Origin of the sequence: Proteus sp. FZP2095, assembly GCF_023701425.1 — a bacterium.
In the GTDB taxonomy this organism is placed as follows: domain Bacteria; phylum Pseudomonadota; class Gammaproteobacteria; order Enterobacterales; family Enterobacteriaceae; genus Proteus; species Proteus cibarius.
In genome coordinates, this window is the sequence record NZ_JAMQBJ010000001.1 from 636368 (window position 1) to 655899 (window position 19532).

Annotated in this window: 21 protein-coding genes; 9 read left to right on the plus strand and 12 right to left on the minus strand. The window is 36.7% G+C overall.

Annotated elements, in window-relative coordinates:
* Positions 1–329 precede the first annotated feature (329 nt).
* Positions 330–686 carry a hypothetical protein gene (locus NBG71_RS02985; protein ID WP_159242175.1) on the plus strand — a complete coding sequence of 119 codons (357 nt, stop codon included), beginning with the start codon at positions 330–332 and terminating at the stop codon, positions 684–686.
* A gap of 142 nt (positions 687–828) precedes the next feature.
* On the opposite strand, the gene NBG71_RS02990 is transcribed toward NBG71_RS02985, so the two are convergent.
* On the minus strand, positions 829–1644 hold the full coding sequence (locus tag NBG71_RS02990) for a sulfite exporter TauE/SafE family protein (RefSeq protein ID WP_075673237.1): 816 nt from the start codon (positions 1642–1644) through the stop codon (positions 829–831).
* A 546-nt stretch (positions 1645–2190) separates the two neighbouring features.
* Here NBG71_RS02990 and NBG71_RS02995 point away from each other — a divergent pair.
* Positions 2191–2655: an OB-fold protein gene (locus tag NBG71_RS02995; RefSeq protein ID WP_075673238.1), complete on the plus strand. Its 465-nt coding sequence runs from the start codon at positions 2191–2193 to the stop codon at positions 2653–2655.
* Between the two features lie 355 nt (positions 2656–3010).
* Entirely contained in the window at positions 3011–3352 is a 342-nt protein-coding gene (locus NBG71_RS03000; protein ID WP_006537039.1) for a Grx4 family monothiol glutaredoxin, read from the plus strand.
* Positions 3353–3477: 125 nt separating this feature from the next.
* On the opposite strand, the gene rnt is transcribed toward NBG71_RS03000, so the two are convergent.
* Both rnt and gloA read right to left on the minus strand, forming a co-directional pair.
* Positions 3478–4116 (minus strand): ribonuclease T, encoded by a 639-nt coding sequence (gene rnt / locus NBG71_RS03005; protein ID WP_099659676.1) that lies wholly within the window; start codon positions 4114–4116, stop codon positions 3478–3480.
* A gap of 96 nt (positions 4117–4212) precedes the next feature.
* Positions 4213–4620 (minus strand): lactoylglutathione lyase, encoded by a 408-nt coding sequence (gene gloA / locus NBG71_RS03010; protein WP_036937247.1) that lies wholly within the window; start codon positions 4618–4620, stop codon positions 4213–4215.
* 185 nt (positions 4621–4805) lie between these two features.
* On the opposite strand from gloA, the gene NBG71_RS03015 reads away from it, so the two are divergent.
* Positions 4806–5045 carry a DUF1289 domain-containing protein gene (locus NBG71_RS03015; protein ID WP_109418925.1) on the plus strand — a complete coding sequence of 80 codons (240 nt, stop codon included), beginning with the start codon at positions 4806–4808 and terminating at the stop codon, positions 5043–5045.
* Between the two features lie 451 nt (positions 5046–5496).
* Positions 5497–5925: a transcriptional regulator SlyA gene (slyA, locus tag NBG71_RS03020; RefSeq protein ID WP_075674400.1), complete on the plus strand. Its 429-nt coding sequence runs from the start codon at positions 5497–5499 to the stop codon at positions 5923–5925.
* 316 nt (positions 5926–6241) lie between these two features.
* On the opposite strand, the gene NBG71_RS03025 is transcribed toward slyA, so the two are convergent.
* The gene (locus NBG71_RS03025) at positions 6242–6709 is read right to left on the minus strand and encodes an outer membrane lipoprotein (protein ID WP_075672187.1); all 468 of its coding nucleotides are present in this window, start codon (positions 6707–6709) and stop codon (positions 6242–6244) included.
* A 221-nt stretch (positions 6710–6930) separates the two neighbouring features.
* Between NBG71_RS03025 and anmK the strand changes: the two genes are divergently transcribed.
* The 4 genes from anmK to pdxY all read left to right on the plus strand — a co-directional run bounded on the left by anmK (position 6931) and on the right by pdxY (position 11139).
* The gene (gene anmK / locus NBG71_RS03030; protein ID WP_075672185.1) at positions 6931–8043 is read left to right on the plus strand and encodes an anhydro-N-acetylmuramic acid kinase; all 1113 of its coding nucleotides are present in this window, start codon (positions 6931–6933) and stop codon (positions 8041–8043) included.
* A gap of 43 nt (positions 8044–8086) precedes the next feature.
* A complete protein-coding gene (gene pdxH, locus NBG71_RS03035; protein WP_069369294.1) occupies positions 8087–8740 on the plus strand; it encodes a pyridoxamine 5'-phosphate oxidase in 654 nt (217 codons plus the stop codon).
* A 132-nt stretch (positions 8741–8872) separates the two neighbouring features.
* Positions 8873–10147: a tyrosine--tRNA ligase gene (gene tyrS / locus NBG71_RS03040; RefSeq protein ID WP_250916529.1), complete on the plus strand. Its 1275-nt coding sequence runs from the start codon at positions 8873–8875 to the stop codon at positions 10145–10147.
* Between the two features lie 122 nt (positions 10148–10269).
* Positions 10270–11139 carry a pyridoxal kinase PdxY gene (gene pdxY / locus NBG71_RS03045; RefSeq protein ID WP_075672183.1) on the plus strand — a complete coding sequence of 290 codons (870 nt, stop codon included), beginning with the start codon at positions 10270–10272 and terminating at the stop codon, positions 11137–11139.
* 68 nt (positions 11140–11207) lie between these two features.
* On the opposite strand, the gene gstA is transcribed toward pdxY, so the two are convergent.
* From gstA to sapA, 8 genes are all read right to left on the minus strand, one after another.
* Entirely contained in the window at positions 11208–11819 is a 612-nt protein-coding gene (gstA, locus tag NBG71_RS03050; RefSeq protein ID WP_075672181.1) for a glutathione transferase GstA, read from the minus strand.
* Positions 11820–12031: 212 nt separating this feature from the next.
* Positions 12032–12736: a DUF3592 domain-containing protein gene (locus NBG71_RS03055; protein WP_099659679.1), complete on the minus strand. Its 705-nt coding sequence runs from the start codon at positions 12734–12736 to the stop codon at positions 12032–12034.
* A 245-nt stretch (positions 12737–12981) separates the two neighbouring features.
* The gene (gene fabI / locus NBG71_RS03060; protein WP_075672177.1) at positions 12982–13770 is read right to left on the minus strand and encodes an enoyl-ACP reductase FabI; all 789 of its coding nucleotides are present in this window, start codon (positions 13768–13770) and stop codon (positions 12982–12984) included.
* Between the two features lie 207 nt (positions 13771–13977).
* Entirely contained in the window at positions 13978–14787 is an 810-nt protein-coding gene (sapF, locus tag NBG71_RS03065; RefSeq protein ID WP_075672175.1) for a putrescine export ABC transporter ATP-binding protein SapF, read from the minus strand.
* On the minus strand, positions 14777–15778 hold the full coding sequence (gene sapD, locus NBG71_RS03070; RefSeq protein ID WP_075672173.1) for a putrescine export ABC transporter ATP-binding protein SapD: 1002 nt from the start codon (positions 15776–15778) through the stop codon (positions 14777–14779). Before sapD ends, sapF begins: the two co-directional genes overlap by 11 nt.
* Entirely contained in the window at positions 15778–16671 is an 894-nt protein-coding gene (gene sapC, locus NBG71_RS03075; protein WP_075672171.1) for a putrescine export ABC transporter permease SapC, read from the minus strand. The genes sapD and sapC overlap by 1 nt, the downstream gene beginning before the upstream one ends.
* Entirely contained in the window at positions 16658–17623 is a 966-nt protein-coding gene (sapB, locus tag NBG71_RS03080) for a putrescine export ABC transporter permease SapB (RefSeq protein ID WP_075672193.1), read from the minus strand. Before sapB ends, sapC begins: the two co-directional genes overlap by 14 nt.
* Positions 17624–17626: 3 nt before the next feature.
* Positions 17627–19312 carry an ABC transporter substrate-binding protein SapA gene (gene sapA / locus NBG71_RS03085; RefSeq protein ID WP_099659681.1) on the minus strand — a complete coding sequence of 562 codons (1686 nt, stop codon included), beginning with the start codon at positions 19310–19312 and terminating at the stop codon, positions 17627–17629.
* Positions 19313–19532: the final 220 nt, after the last annotated feature.

A 19532-nucleotide genomic window follows, 5' to 3' on the forward strand; every position in this document is an offset into this window, starting at 1 on the left:
TCATTCAATCAAAATCATTTGAATTGATAGAATGAGGCAAATGAATCACTAAGTTGTTACTATTTTGCTAATTATTTTAACAAAAATCTGCTGAAATAACAGCTAAATATCTTTTATCTATAGTTATAAGCCATATAGATTAATTATATTCATAAGAGTATATCCCTCTTGCCTGCACGTAAAGTAGCAAAAGCGCATTTGTAAGAAGAGATGTAAAAATGGGGGGAGTATAAATTTTATTCTATTTATGTGATTTAATGAAATTTGTATATTTATTGTAGCAACCGTATTTCATATTGAATTTATACAAATAGAGTGTAGGAGTTAAAATGAGTTATAACGTAGCACTATTTGATTTTCCCATCCCGAATGATTTTGAAAAAGCGTGTGAATATTTTGAAAAATATGACGATGAAGATATTCAGGAATTAAGCCCATTAATGTTGCGTTTTTACCAAGAAATCTCTCATCTATATCCGTGTATTTGTGAATTACCTGACGATGAAATAGATGACAGCGTATGGTGTGATGGGCCCTTAATCAATAATTTTATGACCAAAATTCCAGTCGTTGGTTTTGTTTACTCTAAAGTAGATGAAGCTCTTCCTGTTGTTATTAAATTAGCAAATAAGATGGGAATTTCAGTCCTTGATTGGCAACAAGGAGCAGTTTTTAATGCTAAATAAATATATTGTAGCTAATTGTTTTAGCTATGATATATGCTGTATTTTAGACTGCATTGGTTTTATTTGTTATTTATAGGAATAGATGAGGAAAAATAAAATAATTATTTCCCTCATCTATTCTATTATTTTTTAGAGCACACGATTATCCCATAATAAGCGTATACATCATTTTCACGACGACTAAGAATAGAAATAATGCAAATATTTGGCGAACTCTAGGAATTGGTAGGCGATAAGCAACTTTTACACCGATGGGTGCGAAGAGTACGCTGGTAATGCTTATTCCGATAAAGGCAGGTAAATAGATAAAGCCGAAGTAATAGTTATCAATATTTGTTTGATTCCAACCATAGATAATACCCATGATTGTGCCTATAGAAGCAATTATGACACCAATCATAGACGAGGTTGCAACACATTTACGTGTATTAAATCCCCAATGACTTAAAAGAGGAATGGTGATAGTGCCACCTGCAATACCAATAAAGCTGGATATAAAGCCAATTAAAGAGCCACCAATGGTTAAGGCTGGCTTTGAAACCGTAGGATCTTTCACATTTTCAATGCGTTCTGCTTCTTTCTTTTTAGTTAATAACCCATAGATGGTATATACCATGAAAATACAGAACACGACTTGTAATATCGTGTTTGACATTTTTTGTACCAGAAATGTTCCCACGAACATACCAATGAGGGTGCCGAGAGATAATAGAGGGAATTGCTGCCATAAAATAGCTTTATGTTTGTTATGGGAATACGCTGAAGATGCTGTAGAAAATATAATGACAGAGAATGAGGTAGATAAGGCAATTTTCATTACCATATCTGTTGGGATAGCTTGTTGACTGACCACATACATAACCACCGGAACAATGATTGCACCGCCTCCTATGCCAAGTAGCCCAGCAAAAAAGCCAGTGATACATCCCACTAAAAGAAACAGTAAAATCATGTCCATAGTTAATACTCATCAGGGTTTATAACAAACCCATTTATATACATTATATCCTTTTAAGAAGGTAGCGTTTTATCTTAATGTATAGATTATGAAAATTAATGTGTTGATTTTGAGATGAAAATTGTTATTTCTTCTCTTGTTACTTCTTAAATATAAAAGAATATATAGCTAAATATAATTCAAATAAAGGAATGTATTAAATATTTAATCTTGGATTTAATAGTAAATTATATTTTAAAACCACAAGATAAAAATAATAAAATTAATTTTATAGGTAAAACAAATCGAAATATGACTATCTTATTTTTATTTATTTATGGAAGCTTAGGGTGGCAAGATTTTTCTTATTTAAAATAAAACAACGAGAACTTATATTACTATTTTTTATGTTCTATACTGTCAGCTCAAAATATTAAGCGATTTAGAAAGAGTCAAACATTTATCCATAATGTAGGCAAGGGCGTTGTTTTATTTGATTAAAATAGATTTTTATCTTATTGAATTTATATTTTATCTATCTTTTTTTGACTTTATAAAGGAATTTGTATGAAGAAGACGGTGTTATTATTATCTATGATCACATTATTATCAGGGTGTAAAATAAACGAGGCTATTCGTTCAGTTAATAGTGCTGTAAACCAAATTGTTCCATCAATGGAATCTCCAGTAACTGAAGCGACTTATGCGGGAATATGTAAGGATTTTAGTGATAATGAGATTGCGGCGAAGAAAAAATGGAGAGGGAAGTGGATTATTTTAGAAGGAAGAGTGACCACAATCGCAAGTTTAGAAGAAGTAGTCAGATATGACCTCTATAAACCAACACCACCTAAAGTTGTTGCTATTTCATTTAATAATAAAGCCAGTGCTTCATATACTTTAAAACCAAGTGAAGAAGATAATGTTCTTAAAATTAAGAAAGGACAAACTGCAAAAATAAAAGGTGAAATAAGCGATATTACTTATACACTGGGCTGTTTGATCCTTTTAGAGAACGGAACCATACAGTAATAAGTCATTTCAATTGAACCAATCGATTCGAGCATTGACAATTTTCTTAATTGAAATGCTCTCAGCCTCTTAATTGAGGCTTTTTATTTCTCCTAACATTTTATTCAGTGATTGTATCGGTAGTAAGAGATGAAATAACAAGATAAAACACACTCATAAATATCTGTAACGTATTGATTTGTTTTTTATGTTTCATTGTGTGTTTTCTCATCAATAGTACTGTGGTTTAGTACCAATCTGTTGTTTTATATCGATAATTAAACTTATATAGAGGTTTCTAATATAAAGTGGTATTCTTCTTTCATGTTTTCCCCTATAAAGCATATCGAATATAAAAGGCTGTAAGGACTTACAAATGACGACTATTGAAAAAATTGAACGCCAGATCAACGAAAACCCAATTATTTTATACATGAAAGGTTCACCAAAATTACCAAGTTGTGGTTTTTCTGCTCAGGCAGTTCAAGCTATCTCTGCTTGTGGTGAGCGTTTTGCGTATGTTGATATCCTGCAAAACCCAGATATTCGTGCAGAATTACCAAAATATGCACACTGGCCAACCTTCCCACAATTATGGGTAGATGGTGAATTAGTCGGTGGATGTGACATTATTTTAGAAATGTATCAGCGTGGTGAATTACAGAAGTTATTAAAAGAGACTGCTGATAAATATCGTGGTGAAGAAGAAGCACAGTAATTCATTTTTATCGTTTCGGTATTGAAACGTATAAAGATAGTGAGATCTTCAACAAAAAAGCCAGTTCACAATCATTGAACTGGCTTTTTTCTGTTATTCATAAATGTACCAGAGACACCATGATTTTAAGGTGTAGGTAATGGCCATCCACCAAGCTTTTTCCAGCGGTTAACTAATTCACAAAAAAGTAATGATGTGCGATTTGTATCGTATAACGCGCCATGTGCTAATTTGCTATCAAAGGGAATACCAGCAGTGATGCAGGCTTTAGCTAAAATTGTCTGCCCTAATACCAATCCGCTTAAAGCTGCTGTATCAAAGGTGGCAAAAGGGTGAAAAGGATTACGTTTTAATCCAGCTCGCTCAGCGGCTGCCATAACAAAGCTGTGATCAAAATTTGCATTGTGAGCTACAATAATGGCGCGGTTACAATCAGCATCCTTCATTCCTTTACGTACCATTTTAAAAATGGCATGAAAGGCTTCATATTCACTGACTGCACCACGTAAAGGATTGGTCGGATCAATACCTGTAAATTCTAAGGCTGCAGGTTCTAGATTAGCCCCATCAAAGGGTTCAACATGAAAATGTAATGTGTTGTCTGGTTTTAGCCAACCTTGTTCATCCATTTTTAATGTAATAGCGGCGATTTCAAGTAAACCGTCTGTTTTCGCATTAAATCCACCTGTTTCAACATCGATGACAACAGGGTAGTAACCCCGAAAACGGTTACAAAGCTTATTGGGATTATTTATATCAGGCATTAAGTTGTACTTATCCGACAAAAAATAGAGTATCGGAAATTGATAATCAGCAAGGCCAGAAAGATAAGCATGTTATCTTTCTGGTTTTAATAAAAATTAGTTACCTAGAGCGTGACTTGCACTTTTGTTTTCGATGAGCTCGATTTTGTATCCATCAGGATCTTCAACAAAAGCAATAATTGTTGAGCCGCCTTTTACTGGGCCTGCATCACGGGTAACATTACCGCCAGCTTGGCGAATGGCTTCGCAGGTTGCAGCAACATCATCAACACCTAATGCTACATGCCCAAAAGCAGTTCCCATTTCGTAGCTGTTTACACCCCAGTTATAGGTTAATTCGATAACCGCACCGGTGCTTTCATCACCATAACCAACAAAAGCTAACGAGTATTTATATTCCTCATTCTCGCTAGTGCGTAGAAGTTGCATACCTAAAACCTTGGTATAAAAGTCGATAGAACGTTGCAAATCGCCCACTCGGATCATGGTATGAAGTACTCGCATATAAACCTCTTGTGTTTTTCTAATGATTAAACCCTACAGATAAACTGATGGCGGAGTACTATAACGCGTTAAAGCCCTAAAGTTCAATTTTACTACGCCTTTAACAGTTCAATAAATCATGTTGTGCAGATAATATCTCTATTAACTATACTCTATTGTAACAAACAATAGGGAGGGAAAATCAAATGCAAGAACAATTAGAATTTTTTGATATTCCTAGTCCTTGTATTGGACGTTGCGAAATGAATGCACAAGGATATTGCATGGGGTGTTATCGTAGCCGTCAAGAGCGGTTTGATTGGTCAAAAATGAATCAATATGAGAAAAGAAATATATTACGACTTTGTCAGCAACGTTATTTAAGAACATTAAAAAGAGTGGGTTCCTCAATTGAAAAAGAGAATGAACAACTCAATTTATTTTAAATATTCCACTTATTTTTTAATATTAAAATAATAATTAACTATTTTTTTAATTCATTGTTTTTATTTATTGTAGTCATGTGGTTTATTATTTTTTCTTTATTAATATAAAGTTATAACTTTAAAGTATCATTCTGGCTTTTTATTTTTAACTATTTGATAATAATGATATTTTTCTTATTTTTTAGTGTTGAGTTTAAAATAATAATAATTATTATGTAAAAAAATATAGATTAGTTTTTATAACAAGGTTATTCTTTATAGACTTTCGTTGCTAGAAAGAAATGGTTTAATTATATCTGGAAAATAATTACTTATCTAATAAATAGGATTATAACTATATTAGTTATTAAAGGTAATATTTTAATTAAAAAGAATAGGTAAATATTGTATTAAAAATGAATATCTAAACTTTGTAATAAGTTGACTGAAAATGCTAATTAAGGAGAGATAAGTGGAATCAACATTAGGAGCTGATTTAGCGCGTTTAGTTCGATTATGGCGTGCTTTAATTGATCATCGTCTCAAACCGTTAAAACTAACCCAAACCCATTGGGTGACTTTGTATAATATCAGCCAATTACCTCCAGAGCAGTCACAAATCCAATTGGCAAAAGCAATAGGAATCGAGCAACCATCTTTAGTGAGAACCTTAGATCAACTGGAAGAAAAAAAACTGATATGTCGGCATACATGTGCAAATGATCGTAGAGCAAAACGTATAAAATTAACAAAAGAATCTGAGCCTTTTATTAATGAGGTTTACACAGTGATAGAAAAAACGAGACGAGAGATATTAGGTGGTATCCAACTAGAAGAAATCGAAAGGTTAATAGGTACAATCAAAAAATTAGAAAAAAATATAAATAGGCTAAATGACTAATAATTTCAAATTTAATATATATTCTATTTAAATCATATTAATTACATGATAATTATACTCTAAAGAGTTCAGTACTCAGCTAGATAACAAGTGAATGAGTCACTAGGACATATAAAGTATGTAACTGGTGTGAGTAAACGATGTCAACAACACTGAAACTTGAAATATGACGAGTATATAACGTAAATCTTTATATAGTTTGAATTGTGATAACTAGATTATATATTCGCGCTCTCTTTCGGTTACTTATTATTAAGTCATAAAATAAAACAGGCAACTTTAATGTTGCCTGTTTTTTGTTGCTAATTGCTAATTATTAGCGAGGAGAAACAGTTAAGTTATTTCCGTTACCAATAACGGCAACACGTTGACCTTGGCTGTAAACAGTATTATCTGCTTTTTGAACGATAGCGACAGTTCTACCACTATCTAAACGAACTTCAATTTGAACACCCTTAGTGGTGTTTAATGCGCCTTGTGCTTGTTGTCCTGCCATACCACCTGCAATTGCACCAGCGGCTGTTGCAAGGTTACGGCCTGTACCACCACCCACAGTGTTACCTAACATACCACCGAGAACGGCACCACCAATCGCACCTAAAATATTCTCATCGCTACCCGCTTGAATATTTACTGCACGCACAGAAACCACTGTACCATAAGTAATATTTTGAGCTTGTTTTGCTTGGCTTGCGGTGTAAGTGTCACCGGACAGTGAATTTGTATTCACACAGCCAGTAAGTACAGTCATTGTAAAAAGACCAATAAGTAAATGCTTAAACATAGTCACTCCTAAAGAAAACCTGAGTTGAGTTGCTCAGATTATACCAATGTTATCTAGTATCAGTTATAGCTTGTTTTTTGCGTATGTCGACACTGATTTTAATAATATATAGCTTACTATATAGTAAAGGCCGATAGTAAAAACAGAAGAGATTTCTGAAAAAAGAGAATATAACATTATATGTTAAAAATTTGCATCATCTTGATTATAAGGAAAAGAACATGATAGCAGGGCGGTACATTGGTGTGATGTCTGGCACAAGCTTAGATGGTGTTGATGTTGTATTAGCTGCAATTAATAATAAGTTCGTTGCACAACAAGAAAATCATTTTCTGCCTTACCCACAAAATCTACGCCAACGAATTTTAGCTGTTTGCCAAGGGCAACCTACTACCTTGCATGAAATCGGCCTATTAGATGCCCAATTGGGCGAGCTTTATGCGCAAGCAATTATAGAGTTACTCGCAAAAGTAAAACTTAGTGCGAGTGATATTACGGCGATAGGGTGCCATGGACAAACCATTTGGCATGAGCCAGAAAGTGATATGCCATTTACTATGCAAATTGGTGACAACAATCGTGTTGCTGCATTAACAGGAATTACGACGGTTGGTGATTTTCGTCGCAGAGATATTGCTTACGGTGGGCAAGGTGCACCTTTAGTACCTGCTTTTCATCTTGCTGTATTAGGGCATTCTGTTGAAAAACGTATTATTTTGAATATTGGTGGCATCGCCAATATTTCATTGTTATTACCAGGTATTGCAGTTAAAGGCTACGATACAGGTCCTGGAAATATGTTATTAGATAGCTGGAATTGGATCCATAACCAGACACCTTATGATGATAATGGTAAATGGGCTGCTACTGGCACTGTAAACCCAATTTTATTGAAAGATATGCTTTCGGATCCTTACTTTTCGCGTTCAGCACCTAAAAGTACAGGGCGAGAATATTTCAATACACAATGGTTAAATTACCATTTAGCAAGAGTACCTAATGTTTTTCCTGAAGATGTACAAGCAACTTTAGTTGAATTAACCGCAATAAGTATTGTGCAACAAATCCAACTAAACGGTGGATGCGAACGTTTACTTGTTTGTGGTGGTGGGGCGCGAAATGGGCAGATTATGCATCGCTTAGCTTCACTATTGCCAGGAACAGAAGTCGCGACAACGGATAAATATGGTTTAAGTGGTGATGACATGGAAGCGTTGGCATTTGCTTGGCTAGCCGCTCGCACTATTGCGAATGAATCAGGGAATTTACCTTCCGTAACAGGGGCATCAAGAGAAACTGTTTTAGGGGCGATTTACCCTACAAATCCTCGTTAAGCGTGATATGCTGAATGCAGTTTCTCAAAAGAGAGAGTGAAAAATGACAGAACTTGATTTTATTGATGTTGCAGATTTACGCCGTGAATATATGAACGGTGGACTACGACGTCATGAATTAACTGAACAGCCGTTAGTTTTGTTTGAAAAGTGGCTAAAGCAGGCTTGTGAAGCGCGTTTGAGTGATCCTACTGCAATGTGTGTCGCAACAGTTGATGAAAATGGACAGCCTTACCAACGTATCGTGTTATTAAAACATTTCGATGAACATGGTTTAGTCTTTTATACCAACTTAGGTAGTCGCAAGGCGAGTCATTTAGAGCACAACCAACGAGTCAGTTTATTATTTCCTTGGTACCCCTTAGAAAGACAAGTCTGTTTTTTAGGAAAAGCAGAAAAACTTTCCCCTATTGAAGTGATTAAATATTTCCATAGTCGCCCTAAAGATAGCCAAATAGCGGCCTGGGCTTCTCAACAGTCTTCTCGCATTTCCGCAAGAGGTGTGTTAGAGAGTAAGTTCTTAGAATTAAAGCAGAAATTCCAAAATGGAGAAGTGCCATTACCGAGTTTCTGGGGAGGGTATCGTGTGACATTTGATTCTGTTGAATTTTGGCAAGGGCGAGAAAATCGTCTGCACGATCGCTTTATCTACCAAAAATCACCACAAGGATGGGATATTGAGCGACTAGCACCTTAATAGTGTGTTAATAAATTTGCCTCAAAAAGTCTTTTTCTACTGGTACTTAATGTAGTGGCGCTTTATGCTATACCACTTATGTTTCACTTATATTTTAAATAGACAAAAAACAATAAACCGATGGAGTCATTGATGTCTAGCAAGAACCTAATCACACAATTGCAGGAGCGTGGGCTAATTGCTCAGGTCACGGATGAGGCAGCTTTAGTAGAGCGTTTGGAGCAAGGTCTTATCGCTCTCTATTGTGGCTTCGATCCTACCGCTGATAGCCTGCATTTGGGGCATTTGGTTCCTTTGCTGTGTTTAAAACGATTCCAACTAGCCGGGCATAAGCCTGTGGCGTTGGTGGGTGGTGCAACGGGTCTAATTGGTGATCCTAGTTTTAAAGCCACCGAGCGCAAACTGAATACCCAAGATACTGTTCACGAATGGGTAGAAAAAATTCGTAAACAAGTGTCACCTTTCTTAGATTTCAACAGTGGTGAAAACAGTGCGGAATTAGCAAACAACTATGACTGGTTCGGTCAAATGGATGTGCTGACATTCCTGCGTGATATCGGTAAACACTTCTCTGTGAACCAAATGATCAACAAAGAAGCGGTTAAACAGCGTTTAAACCGTGACGATGTGGGTATCTCTTTTACTGAATTCGCCTATAACCTATTACAAGCTTATGACTTTGCGTCATTAAATACGCATTTAGGTGTTGAATTACAAATCGGTGGCTCTGATCAGTGGGGTAATATCACTTCAGGTATCGATTTAACCCGTCGTTTCAATCAGAAACAAGTATTTGGTATGACCGTACCATTAATTACTAAATCTGATGGAACTAAATTTGGTAAGACAGAAGGTGGTGCGGTTTGGTTAGATCCTAAGAAAACCAGCCCATACAAATTCTACCAGTTCTGGATTAATACAGCAGATGCTGATGTTTATCGCTTCTTGAAATTCTTCACATTTATGAGTATTGAAGAAATTAATGCACTTGAGGAAGAAGATAAAAATAGCGGTCAAGCGCCTCGAGCTCAGCGTGTATTAGCAGAACTAGTTACTGGTTTAGTTCATGGTGAAGAGGGGTTAATCGCCGCTAAACGTATTACAGAAAGCTTATTCTCTGGTGCAATTGCAGACTTAACACAAGCTGACCTTGAACAATTAGCACAAGACGGTATGCCAACAATTGAATTAGAAAAAGGCAGTGATTTGCAACAAGCGCTGGTTAACGCAGAATTAGTTCCTTCTCGTGGCCAGGCTCGTACAATGATTGGCTCTAACGCAGTTTCAATTAATGGCGAAAAACAGGACAACCCTGAATACGTCTTTGAAGAAAAAGATTTCTTATTTGGTCATTACTCCATTTTACGTCGCGGTAAAAAACATTACTGCCTCGTTATCTGGAAATAATTGACAGTAAAGGGCAGCCGATGAGTTGCCCTTTTTCTTAATAACAATAAATAAACGTATATACCTCGCCTATGATGATAAAGCTTGGGTGTTGTGTGTATTCACAATAATCGGTTTATGTCATGAAAAATATACTCTCTATTCAGTCACATGTTGTTTTCGGCCACGCCGGTAACAGCGCCTCTGAGTTTCCAATGCGTCGTATGGGGGTGAATGTTTGGCCTCTAAATACAGTGCAATTTTCAAATCACACGCAATATCCAGAAAAATGGACTGGGTGCGTTATGTCAGCAGAGCACATTACTGATATTGTTGATGGTATTGCCGCAATCGGTAAACTCTCACAATGTGATGCAGTGTTAAGTGGTTATTTAGGATCGGCTGAACAAGGTTTGCGTATTGTTGATATTGTGAAAAAAGTGAAACAAGCGAATCCTAACGCATGGTATTTCTGTGATCCTGTAATGGGGCATCCTGAAAAAGGGTGTATTGTTCCTCCTGCTGTTTCAGGTGTGCTGTGTGAAGAAGCATTACCTATTAGTGATATTATTGCACCTAACTTATTAGAGCTTGAAACATTAAGTGGTGGCAAAGCCCTTCATAATGTTGATGAGTGCGTAAATGCCGCTCGTGAATTGTGTAAACAAGGCCCTAAAGTTGTATTAGTAAAACACTTATCACGTGCTGGATATCGTCATGATCGCTTTGAAATGCTGTTAGTAACCGCAGAACATAGCTGGCATGTTAGTCGTCCATTAGTCGATTTTGGTGAGCGTCAACCTGTGGGGGTTGGTGATTTAACCAGTGGTTTAATGCTGGTGGATTTACTCAAAGGTGTTGAATTACAAACCGCATTGGAACACGTTGCTGCGGCAGTTTATGAAGTGATGCTAAAAACAAAAGAGATGAATGAGTATGAACTGCAACTTGTTGCGGCTCAAGATCAAATGGTGCATCCAACGCATAGATTCTGTGCGACACAAATAGATTAATAGTTCTATAACAAGCTTAAAAAATAGCTCAAATTATTTTATATAACTTGAGCTATTTAAATCAAAAGTTACTCTTTAATTAATCCTTCAGTGACCAGTGCACTGTGCACATTAGGGCGTTGTGCAATACGTTTTAGGTAGTTTTGTAGGTGTGTTAAATCAGTTAAATCTAAACCAACATGCGGTGCCCATTGGCTTAATGTAAATAAATAGGCATCAATAACTGTAAAATGCTCACCACATGCGCATTTTTGTTTGCTCAATACATCATTAATATAAGCGAATTTACTTTTTAATTTAGTTTTAACGATAGGTACATAGCTTTCAGGTGTATCTGGTGAAAATAACGGGCCATAGCCTTTATGCACTTCACTTGCGAGAAAGTTTAACCACTCAATTTGATGATAACGTTCTAGTGATTTTGGTGGTGCAATTAAATTTCTATCCGGTTTTAAGTCTGCAAGGTATTGAACAATTGCAACACCTTCAGTCAAAATATCACCATTATCTAATTGAAGAACAGGGACTTGGCCTTTTGGATTGATGGTTAGAAAATCTTTCCCCGATTCTGTTTTCTTAGCACGTAAATCGATGCGCTCTATTGAAAAATCTAAACCTGTTTCACGTAAAACGATATGAGGGGAAAGCGAGCAACTACCGGGTGTGTAGTACAATTTCATGTTGAATAGCTCCCTATCAATAAGGTGGTGAATTAACTTACAGATATCAGAATATCTTCACTAATATAAGATGATAAAAGGTTCTAAGAAATTAGCAAACTCAAATGATGCGAATAAAAAAGGCTTTTGTAAATCTGTGAACAAGGCTGTTAATTGATGAAAATATACGAAATAAATACTCCTTATATTTATAATATATAAGGAGTATTTTATTATAACTCTTCAAACGAAGGTAAGAATGAAATATCAAGGTAATAAATTTTGGGATTCTTTTTATCAACATAGACTGTAATAAGCTCTCTATTAATATAGGGTGTGGGATCAAAGAAGATATAACCACTCTTATAACGAATTAATCGATTGTTTAATGTATCATGATAATCAGCAATAATTTGATAGGGAGAGCGGTGATTAAAACTGATATTACTATTAATAATAATTTCAGAAATTTTTACATTAATAGGCATTCCATCGCGTTTTAATCGTTGATCCCTTGTAGCTCTTCTTCTGATAAAATACAAAGGGATAAGCCCTGTTGATGCAAATAACAACCCGAAAATACTTAATATAGTCCCAGCACCATATAAGCCTAAAAAGTTGTTAATAGTCGCTCTTTGTGGATCATTTGGAAGATAAATAACATTAATTTTTTCACCAAGATAAAAGCGGGATTGACTGCTACCTTCTGGTGAACGAAACGTTATTTCTCGATTATCTTCAGTATTGAATTGAATAATAGGGTGATAAAAATAGTCACCATCAGAAGATTTACTCACACTTTGGTCAATAACAATACCTGTTGTTTCTATTCCATTCCTTACTACATTTAATTCAGATTTAATTACAAATAAAGCTACAATAAAAATAATCGCACCAATAAGAGCAAAAATATAAAACAGAAATTTGAATTTCTTCATACATTAAATCCTTTTATTAATATGTGATTATTTTATCGCTAATATGAAGAAAAGATTATAGGAATAAACTAAAAAAACAAAAGTGAAATTTATCTAAAACGTAGCATTATTAAAAATGAAAAGGATAAGAACTATATTGGATAAAATTTCGATAGTTAATGGCGTTAAGAGTAAAAACAGTAGAAACAACTTAATAAAAACCAGCCTTCACAATGAGGCTGGTTTTTATTATTCATAGAACAGAATTATTTCAGTTCTAATTCATTCATAGCAGCGATGCTGAAACCACCATCTACGTGAACGATTTCACCTGTAATACCACCAGATAAGTCAGAGCATAGGAATGCTGCTGTATTACCTACATCTTCGGTTGTTACAGTGCGACGCAGAGGAGTGACTGACTCGCAATGGTTTAACATTTTACGGAAATCTTTGATACCAGATGCCGCTAATGTACGGATTGGGCCAGCAGAGATACCGTTAACACGAATACCTTCAGGACCCATAGCATTTGCCATATAACGAACGTTAGCTTCTAAAGAAGCTTTCGCCAGACCCATAACGTTATAGTTAGGGATTGCACGTTCAGCGCCTAAATAAGTCAGAGTTAACAGCGCTGAGTTTGGATTGAGCATTTCACGGCTTGCTTTCGCCATAGCAACGAAGCTATATGCACTGATGTCGTGAGCAATTTTAAAGCCTTCACGAGTTACTGCATTAACGTAGTCGCCATCTAATTGGTCAGCAGGAGCAAAACCGATAGAGTGAACAAAACCATCATATTTTGGCCAAACTTTTGCAAGTTCTGCATACATAGTATCGATGCTTTCGTCTTTTGACACATCACACTCTAATACGATATTTGAGTCTAATGATGCTGCAAATTCTTCAACGCGTGGTTTAAGTTTTTCATTTTGGTAAGTAAATGCAAGTTCTGCACCTTGGTCACGCATAGCTTTGGCAATACCATAAGCAATTGATAATTTACTAGCAACACCAGTAATAAGAATGCGTTTGCCGGTCATAAAGCCCATAGCTGTATCCTTGTTTTTTCGTAAATCGCGATAATAACATCATTCACAGTTTTATTTATCTGTTAGGTTATCACGCTTATTGTTAATAAACGTGGCTGATTCTACCACGACATTTGTAAATTTGTTTAATTTCCCTAGCACCTCCGAGGAGTTAAGGGAAAAGGGCGAAATAATGTGCAATTAACATTATGCTTATATTGTTTACACTTAAGTTAAATCTTGACGCCAAGCTTCTGCTGTTAAGGCTTCACCAAAGTGACTTGCGACTAATCTTCGTGTAACTTCATGTAATGGCGATGCAAGAACTTCCGCTGTATTGCCACGTTCAACGACTTCACCATTATCCATCACAATAATTTTATCGCTAATATGTTTTGTCATGCCTAAGTTTTGTGTCACATAAATATAGGCAATATTATGAGTCTCTTGCAGTTCTAACATCAAATTTATAATTTGTGAGCGCAAAGACATATCCAGCGAAGCTATAGCTTCATCGGCAATAATAACTTGAGGTTGTAATATTAATGCTCGTGCAAGCGCAATTCGTTGGCGCTGGCCTGATGCAAACATATGAGGATAATAGTTTGCATGTTCAGGTAAAAGACCCACTTGACGTAATGTTTGATAAATTCGTTTCTCACGCTCAATTGCACTTAAGTCTGTATTCAGGCGTAAAGGGATTTCTAATGTTTGACCAATACGCTGTCGTGGGTTTAATGAGTTAGTGGGATCTTGAAATATCATTCTAATTCGCTGACTACGATAAGGGTAATCACCAAAAGTGAGTTGATGCCCATTAATAAAAATATCACCACCCGTAGGTTCAGTTACACCTGATAGCATTCTCGCGAGTGTAGATTTTCCTGAACCATTAGCGCCAATAATGGCTAAAGTTTGCTTGGGTTCTAGCGTAAAACTCACAGGTTTGACGGCTTCTAACTGTTGACGCCGAAATAATCCAGTACGATAGCGAAATGTCTTTGACAGGTTTTTCACCTCAAGCAGTTTATCGAACATCAGTTGGCTCCACATTTAATGGAAAATGACAAGCCACGGCATGGTTTTTAAATAAACGTAACCGAGGTGCTTCAATACATTGCCGCTGTGCATAAGGGCAACGAGGCCCTAAACGGCAACCCACTGGTAAGTGCTCAAGTGAGGGGATTGCACCAGGTAATGTATTTAAGCGGCTCTTATGTGTCAATGAGTTGGTGAAGTCAGGAATAGAGCGGATCAACGCTTGAGTATAAGGATGATAAGGTGTTACTAGCAACTCGTCAGGGGATGCTGTTTCGACAGTTTGCCCACAATACATAACCGTAATTTTATTCGCCAATTTGCTCATCCATTGCAAATCATGGCTAATCAACAAAATGGTCATATTATTATTTTGATTGAGTCGAGTCAGTAAACGAAAGATTTGGGTCTGTGTTGCGGGTTCCATTGCGTTAGTAGGCTCATCCGCAATCAGTAATCGAGGTTGATTTGCAATAGCAATAGCAATCATCACTTTTTGGCATTCACCCTCAGTTAATTCATAAGGATAACTACGCATAATGTCTTTATGATCTTTAATACCCACACGGTGCAATAGTTCAATTGCGCGGCGTTTTCGCCAATGAAATCGTTGCCACCAATGTCCTTTAAAAGTCCAGCCAGGAATTGCTTGTATAAGCTGTTGCTCAATTTTTGTGGCGGGATCAAGACAAGATTGTGGCTCTTGGAAAATCATTGAGATATTATGGCCAATGACACGACGCCTTGCTCTTGGTGATAATTTAAGTAAGTCAATATCATCAAAACGGAAACGATCGGCGGTCACACTGATATTATCTTTCGTAACGCCACAAATCGCTTTTGCAATTAAGCTTTTACCTGATCCCGACTCGCCAACAAGGCCTCTCACTTCACCTTCATTTAAGGTAATAGAAACACGATCTACCGCTTTTACTGGGCCATCGGGAGTCATAAATTCAATGGTTAAATTGCGTATGTCTAATAAAGGCATTATTCAACTCCCTCATTTATTGCACGCTGTAAACCATCACCTAAAAGGTTCACCAGTAAAACGCTTATCATAATAGTGGCGCCCGGAATTAAGACTGTCCAAGGAGCAACATAAATTAACTCTAAGGAATCGCCTAACATCGCTCCCCATTCGGGTGAAGGAAGTTGAGCACCTAAATTAAGAAAACCTAATGCTGTAATATCAAGAATAGCAATTGAGAATGCACGTGTTAATTCAGAAACTAATACAGGCGTGATATTCGGTAATACGGTGTACCATAAAATGGAAATGTTTGATGCACCATCAAGTCGAGAAGCAATCACATACTCTTTGTTTAATTCATCATTAACAGCAGAGTAAATCATTCTGACTAAACGAGGTAACAGCGCCAACCAAATCGCTATCATGGCATGACCAAGACTTGTTCCTACAAAAGCCACAACAATAATAGCAAGCAGCAGGGATGGAATTGATAACAAAGTGTCTAATATATGATTAAGAATGGCGGATTTTAAGCCATGGGACATACCTGCAAAACAGCCGATAATTAACCCCATTAGGGTCGCTGCAAAAGTGACAATAAATGCGCCACCAAAGGTCATGCTTGTACCAATTAAAATTCGGCTAAATACATCGCGTCCTAGATCATCTGTACCAAAAAAATAGGAGACATTGCCGTTTTGATACCAAGACGGTGGCGTTAGTTGATGGCCAAAGAACTGTTGATCAAGCGCATAAGGCGCAATATAAGGGCCTATAATACTGAGTGCTAAGAGAAAAAGAACGCCATAAAACCCTACCATTGAGATAACATCTTTAGAAAAACATTGCCAAATCACCGCTGCGGGTGTGGGTGTTTTTTTCTCTTTATAAAATTGGCTATCTAAAGGCATATCCCACCTTGTGTTTCATTGGGTTGCTCATTGCACCCACAATATCGGATAAGACGTTGACAATAATGACCATTGAACCCACCAACATTACGCCAGCTGAAATTGCAGAATAATCTTGTTGGCGGATTGCTGTGACTAACCAACGACCAAGCCCTGGCCAGTTAAATACAATTTCTGTCACCATAGTGAGTGTAAGCATGGTAGAGAACTGTAAGCCTAATTTAGGGATGATAGGGGGTAATGCATTATGAAGAATATGACGACGAATAATTGTAAAACGTGAGAGGCCCCGAGTTGCAGCTGCCTTCACGTAATTTTCTGACATAATTTCTTCAGTACTGTTACGCATTAATCGGATAACTTCAGTGGTTGGTGCAATAGCCAGCGTGATAACGGGTAAAATCAGATGCTGCAATACGTTCATGATCATTTGTTGACGATAAGGTGAATCAGATAACCATGCATCCACTAATGCAATACCTGTAATAGGTTGTAAGTTATAAAGCAAATCAATGCGACCTGAAACAGGTAGCCAACCTAACTTTAATGAGAAGAAAAGAGTTAACAGCAATGCAAGTCCAAATACAGGGACAGAAAAACCTAAGAGTGCGAAGTTACTGATAATAATATCAGCGGATTTATTACGCCAAACCCCTGCAATAATACCAGCAGGAATACCTACAATAAGGGCAAAAAGAAAGGCTAATGTACAAAGCTCCATGGTTGCTGGAAGTGCTTCCACTAATTGTGCTTTTATAGGTTCACCATTGATAGAGGAAATACCAAAATCAAAGTGGATCATATTATGGGCATAAAAAAAGTAGGCATCTGTGAGTGATGCACCACTTAACGGGGCATTGGGCGTGTAATAGCTCAAGCTAAAGCTCACTAGCGACAAAAAGAACAGTGTCACAAGTAATAAAAGTAATCGACGTATTGAATAAATAATCATGGATTATTTTATAGCCTCTTTCTTGTGATTTTGTTCGTCTACTTCTGCCTCTCGATAAACTCCAGCAAAAGATGCATTACCAAAAGTACTTAATACCAATCCTTTAATATCATAACGATATGCTTGCATACGTAAAGAATTAGCTAAAGGTAACACCGGTAACTCTTGAGCAAGAACATCCTGAGCTTCATGATAATAATCCATCCTTGAAGCAAGTTGCTGACTATAAAGCGCTTTTTTTAAAATATCATCAAAGCTAGGTAAACACCAATGACTCAAGTTAGTTTGTGAGCCAATGGCTGCACAGCTAAAGAGAGGACGGAAAAAACTATCGGGATCGTTACTGTCAGTTGACCAACCAGATAGGGTCATATCATGGGTGCGATCCATCATGCTCGTTTCTTGATATCGACCTTCAATAGGCCGAATATTCATTTGAATACCAACTTGCGCTAAGTCTGCTTGAATAAGTTCAGCCATTTTTAATGGGCTTGGGTTATAAGATTGCGAAGCGCTAGGTACCCAAAGATTTAATTTCAGTCCATCAAGGCCTAGCTCTTTAAGGATTTGTTTCGATTTCTCAGGGTTATACTCTGTAATTTTTGCTCGGTTATCATAAGCCCAAGATGCACGAGGAAGTACTGATGCTGCCGTTTCAGCCGTACCATAATAAATAGATTCCATTAAACGTTCATTATTAATGGCATAAGCAATAGCTTGACGAACTTTAAGATTATTGAGGGGGGGTTTACTGGTGTTAAAGGCTAAATAAGCGATGTTCATACCAGAACGCAACGTTAATCTTAGTCGCGGATCGTCACGTAAGACTTTTAATTGGCTAGCAGCTGGATAGGCTAGAACATCACATTCACCCGTGAGTAATTTAGATATACGGCCTGTACCACCTGCACCCATATCAATAACAATCTGTTGCATCTTTGGTTGGCCTTTCCAGTAATCTTTATTTCTAAATAAACGAACAAATTGTCCCGGTTGATATTCATCTAGAAAGAAAGGACCTGTTCCTACTGGTTTCCAATCAAGCAGCGATTGATCGCCTGATTTTTCTAAATTCTGTGCGTATTCAGCAGAAAGAATAGGGGCGTAATGTGTTGCTAAATGCCATAGAAAAGAAGCGTCAGGCTCTTTTAAGCTAAATTCTACAGTGTATTGGCCTAGTCTTTTTATTGATTTGATATTATTGGCAAAACTTAAGCTGTCAAAATAGGGATATTTACCGCCATTAACTTGATTGAAAGAATTTTGTGGATTAATCATCCTTTCAAAACTAAAAATAACATCATCAGCGGTAAGTTTTCGTGTTGGTGTAAACCAAGATGTTTGTTGAAAAGAGACATTTTTACGTAAATAAAAGCGGTAGGTCGCGCCGTTATCTAATGTTTCCCATCGAGCTGCGATTTCAGGGATCAATCGATAAGTGTAAGGGTCAACATCTAAAAGACGGTCATAGAGCTGTGCAGCTAGAGGATCAATAATTAATCCACTACTTGATAATTGTGGATTAAAGGTATTTACACTGCCATCAACACAATAAACAAAGCCATTTTGATTAATTGGAATTGGCTCAAGCGTTATAGATGGCGCTTGTGTTTTGGGTGCTACATCCGCGATACAAGTTGCACTTGTAAAGGTGAGTAGCAAAGTACCAATAAATAAAATAGGGCGCATAAATAATGTCTTTTAGAGAAACGATTTTGCTATTGTAACTTAAAAAACTTTCTATCCCCAAATAGTCCAAAAAACAAAGTGAGAAAAATTCTCAATAAAATGCTTTACAAACGCTAATGATAAAGATTATCATCCGTATTGTCCTTTGTCGGTAAGAGGTTTTCCGTCAAGGGCACGACATTGCTCACATTGCTTCCAGTATTTTTTACTAGCCAGCTCG

Coding starts and splice junctions, on each gene's coding strand:
- pdxY (WP_075672183.1), top strand. CDS start 10,270: ATGAAAAATATACTCTCTATTCAGTCACATGTTGTTTTCGGCCACGCC.
- anmK (WP_075672185.1), top strand. CDS start 6,931: ATGATAGCAGGGCGGTACATTGGTGTGATGTCTGGCACAAGCTTAGAT.
- NBG71_RS03000 (WP_006537039.1), top strand. CDS start 3,011: ATGACGACTATTGAAAAAATTGAACGCCAGATCAACGAAAACCCAATT.
- pdxH (WP_069369294.1), top strand. CDS start 8,087: ATGACAGAACTTGATTTTATTGATGTTGCAGATTTACGCCGTGAATAT.
- sapB (WP_075672193.1), bottom strand. CDS start 17,623: ATGATTATTTATTCAATACGTCGATTACTTTTATTACTTGTGACACTG.
- gloA (WP_036937247.1), bottom strand. CDS start 4,620: ATGCGAGTACTTCATACCATGATCCGAGTGGGCGATTTGCAACGTTCT.
- sapF (WP_075672175.1), bottom strand. CDS start 14,787: ATGTTCGATAAACTGCTTGAGGTGAAAAACCTGTCAAAGACATTTCGC.
- tyrS (WP_250916529.1), top strand. CDS start 8,873: ATGTCTAGCAAGAACCTAATCACACAATTGCAGGAGCGTGGGCTAATT.
- NBG71_RS02995 (WP_075673238.1), top strand. CDS start 2,191: ATGAAGAAGACGGTGTTATTATTATCTATGATCACATTATTATCAGGG.
- rnt (WP_099659676.1), bottom strand. CDS start 4,116: ATGCCTGATATAAATAATCCCAATAAGCTTTGTAACCGTTTTCGGGGT.
- NBG71_RS03025 (WP_075672187.1), bottom strand. CDS start 6,709: ATGTTTAAGCATTTACTTATTGGTCTTTTTACAATGACTGTACTTACT.
- fabI (WP_075672177.1), bottom strand. CDS start 13,770: ATGGGCTTTATGACCGGCAAACGCATTCTTATTACTGGTGTTGCTAGT.
- NBG71_RS03015 (WP_109418925.1), top strand. CDS start 4,806: ATGCAAGAACAATTAGAATTTTTTGATATTCCTAGTCCTTGTATTGGA.
- NBG71_RS02985 (WP_159242175.1), top strand. CDS start 330: ATGAGTTATAACGTAGCACTATTTGATTTTCCCATCCCGAATGATTTT.
- NBG71_RS03055 (WP_099659679.1), bottom strand. CDS start 12,736: ATGAAGAAATTCAAATTTCTGTTTTATATTTTTGCTCTTATTGGTGCG.
- sapC (WP_075672171.1), bottom strand. CDS start 16,671: ATGCCTTTAGATAGCCAATTTTATAAAGAGAAAAAAACACCCACACCC.
- sapA (WP_099659681.1), bottom strand. CDS start 19,312: ATGCGCCCTATTTTATTTATTGGTACTTTGCTACTCACCTTTACAAGT.
- sapD (WP_075672173.1), bottom strand. CDS start 15,778: ATGCCTTTATTAGACATACGCAATTTAACCATTGAATTTATGACTCCC.
- gstA (WP_075672181.1), bottom strand. CDS start 11,819: ATGAAATTGTACTACACACCCGGTAGTTGCTCGCTTTCCCCTCATATC.
- NBG71_RS02990 (WP_075673237.1), bottom strand. CDS start 1,644: ATGGACATGATTTTACTGTTTCTTTTAGTGGGATGTATCACTGGCTTT.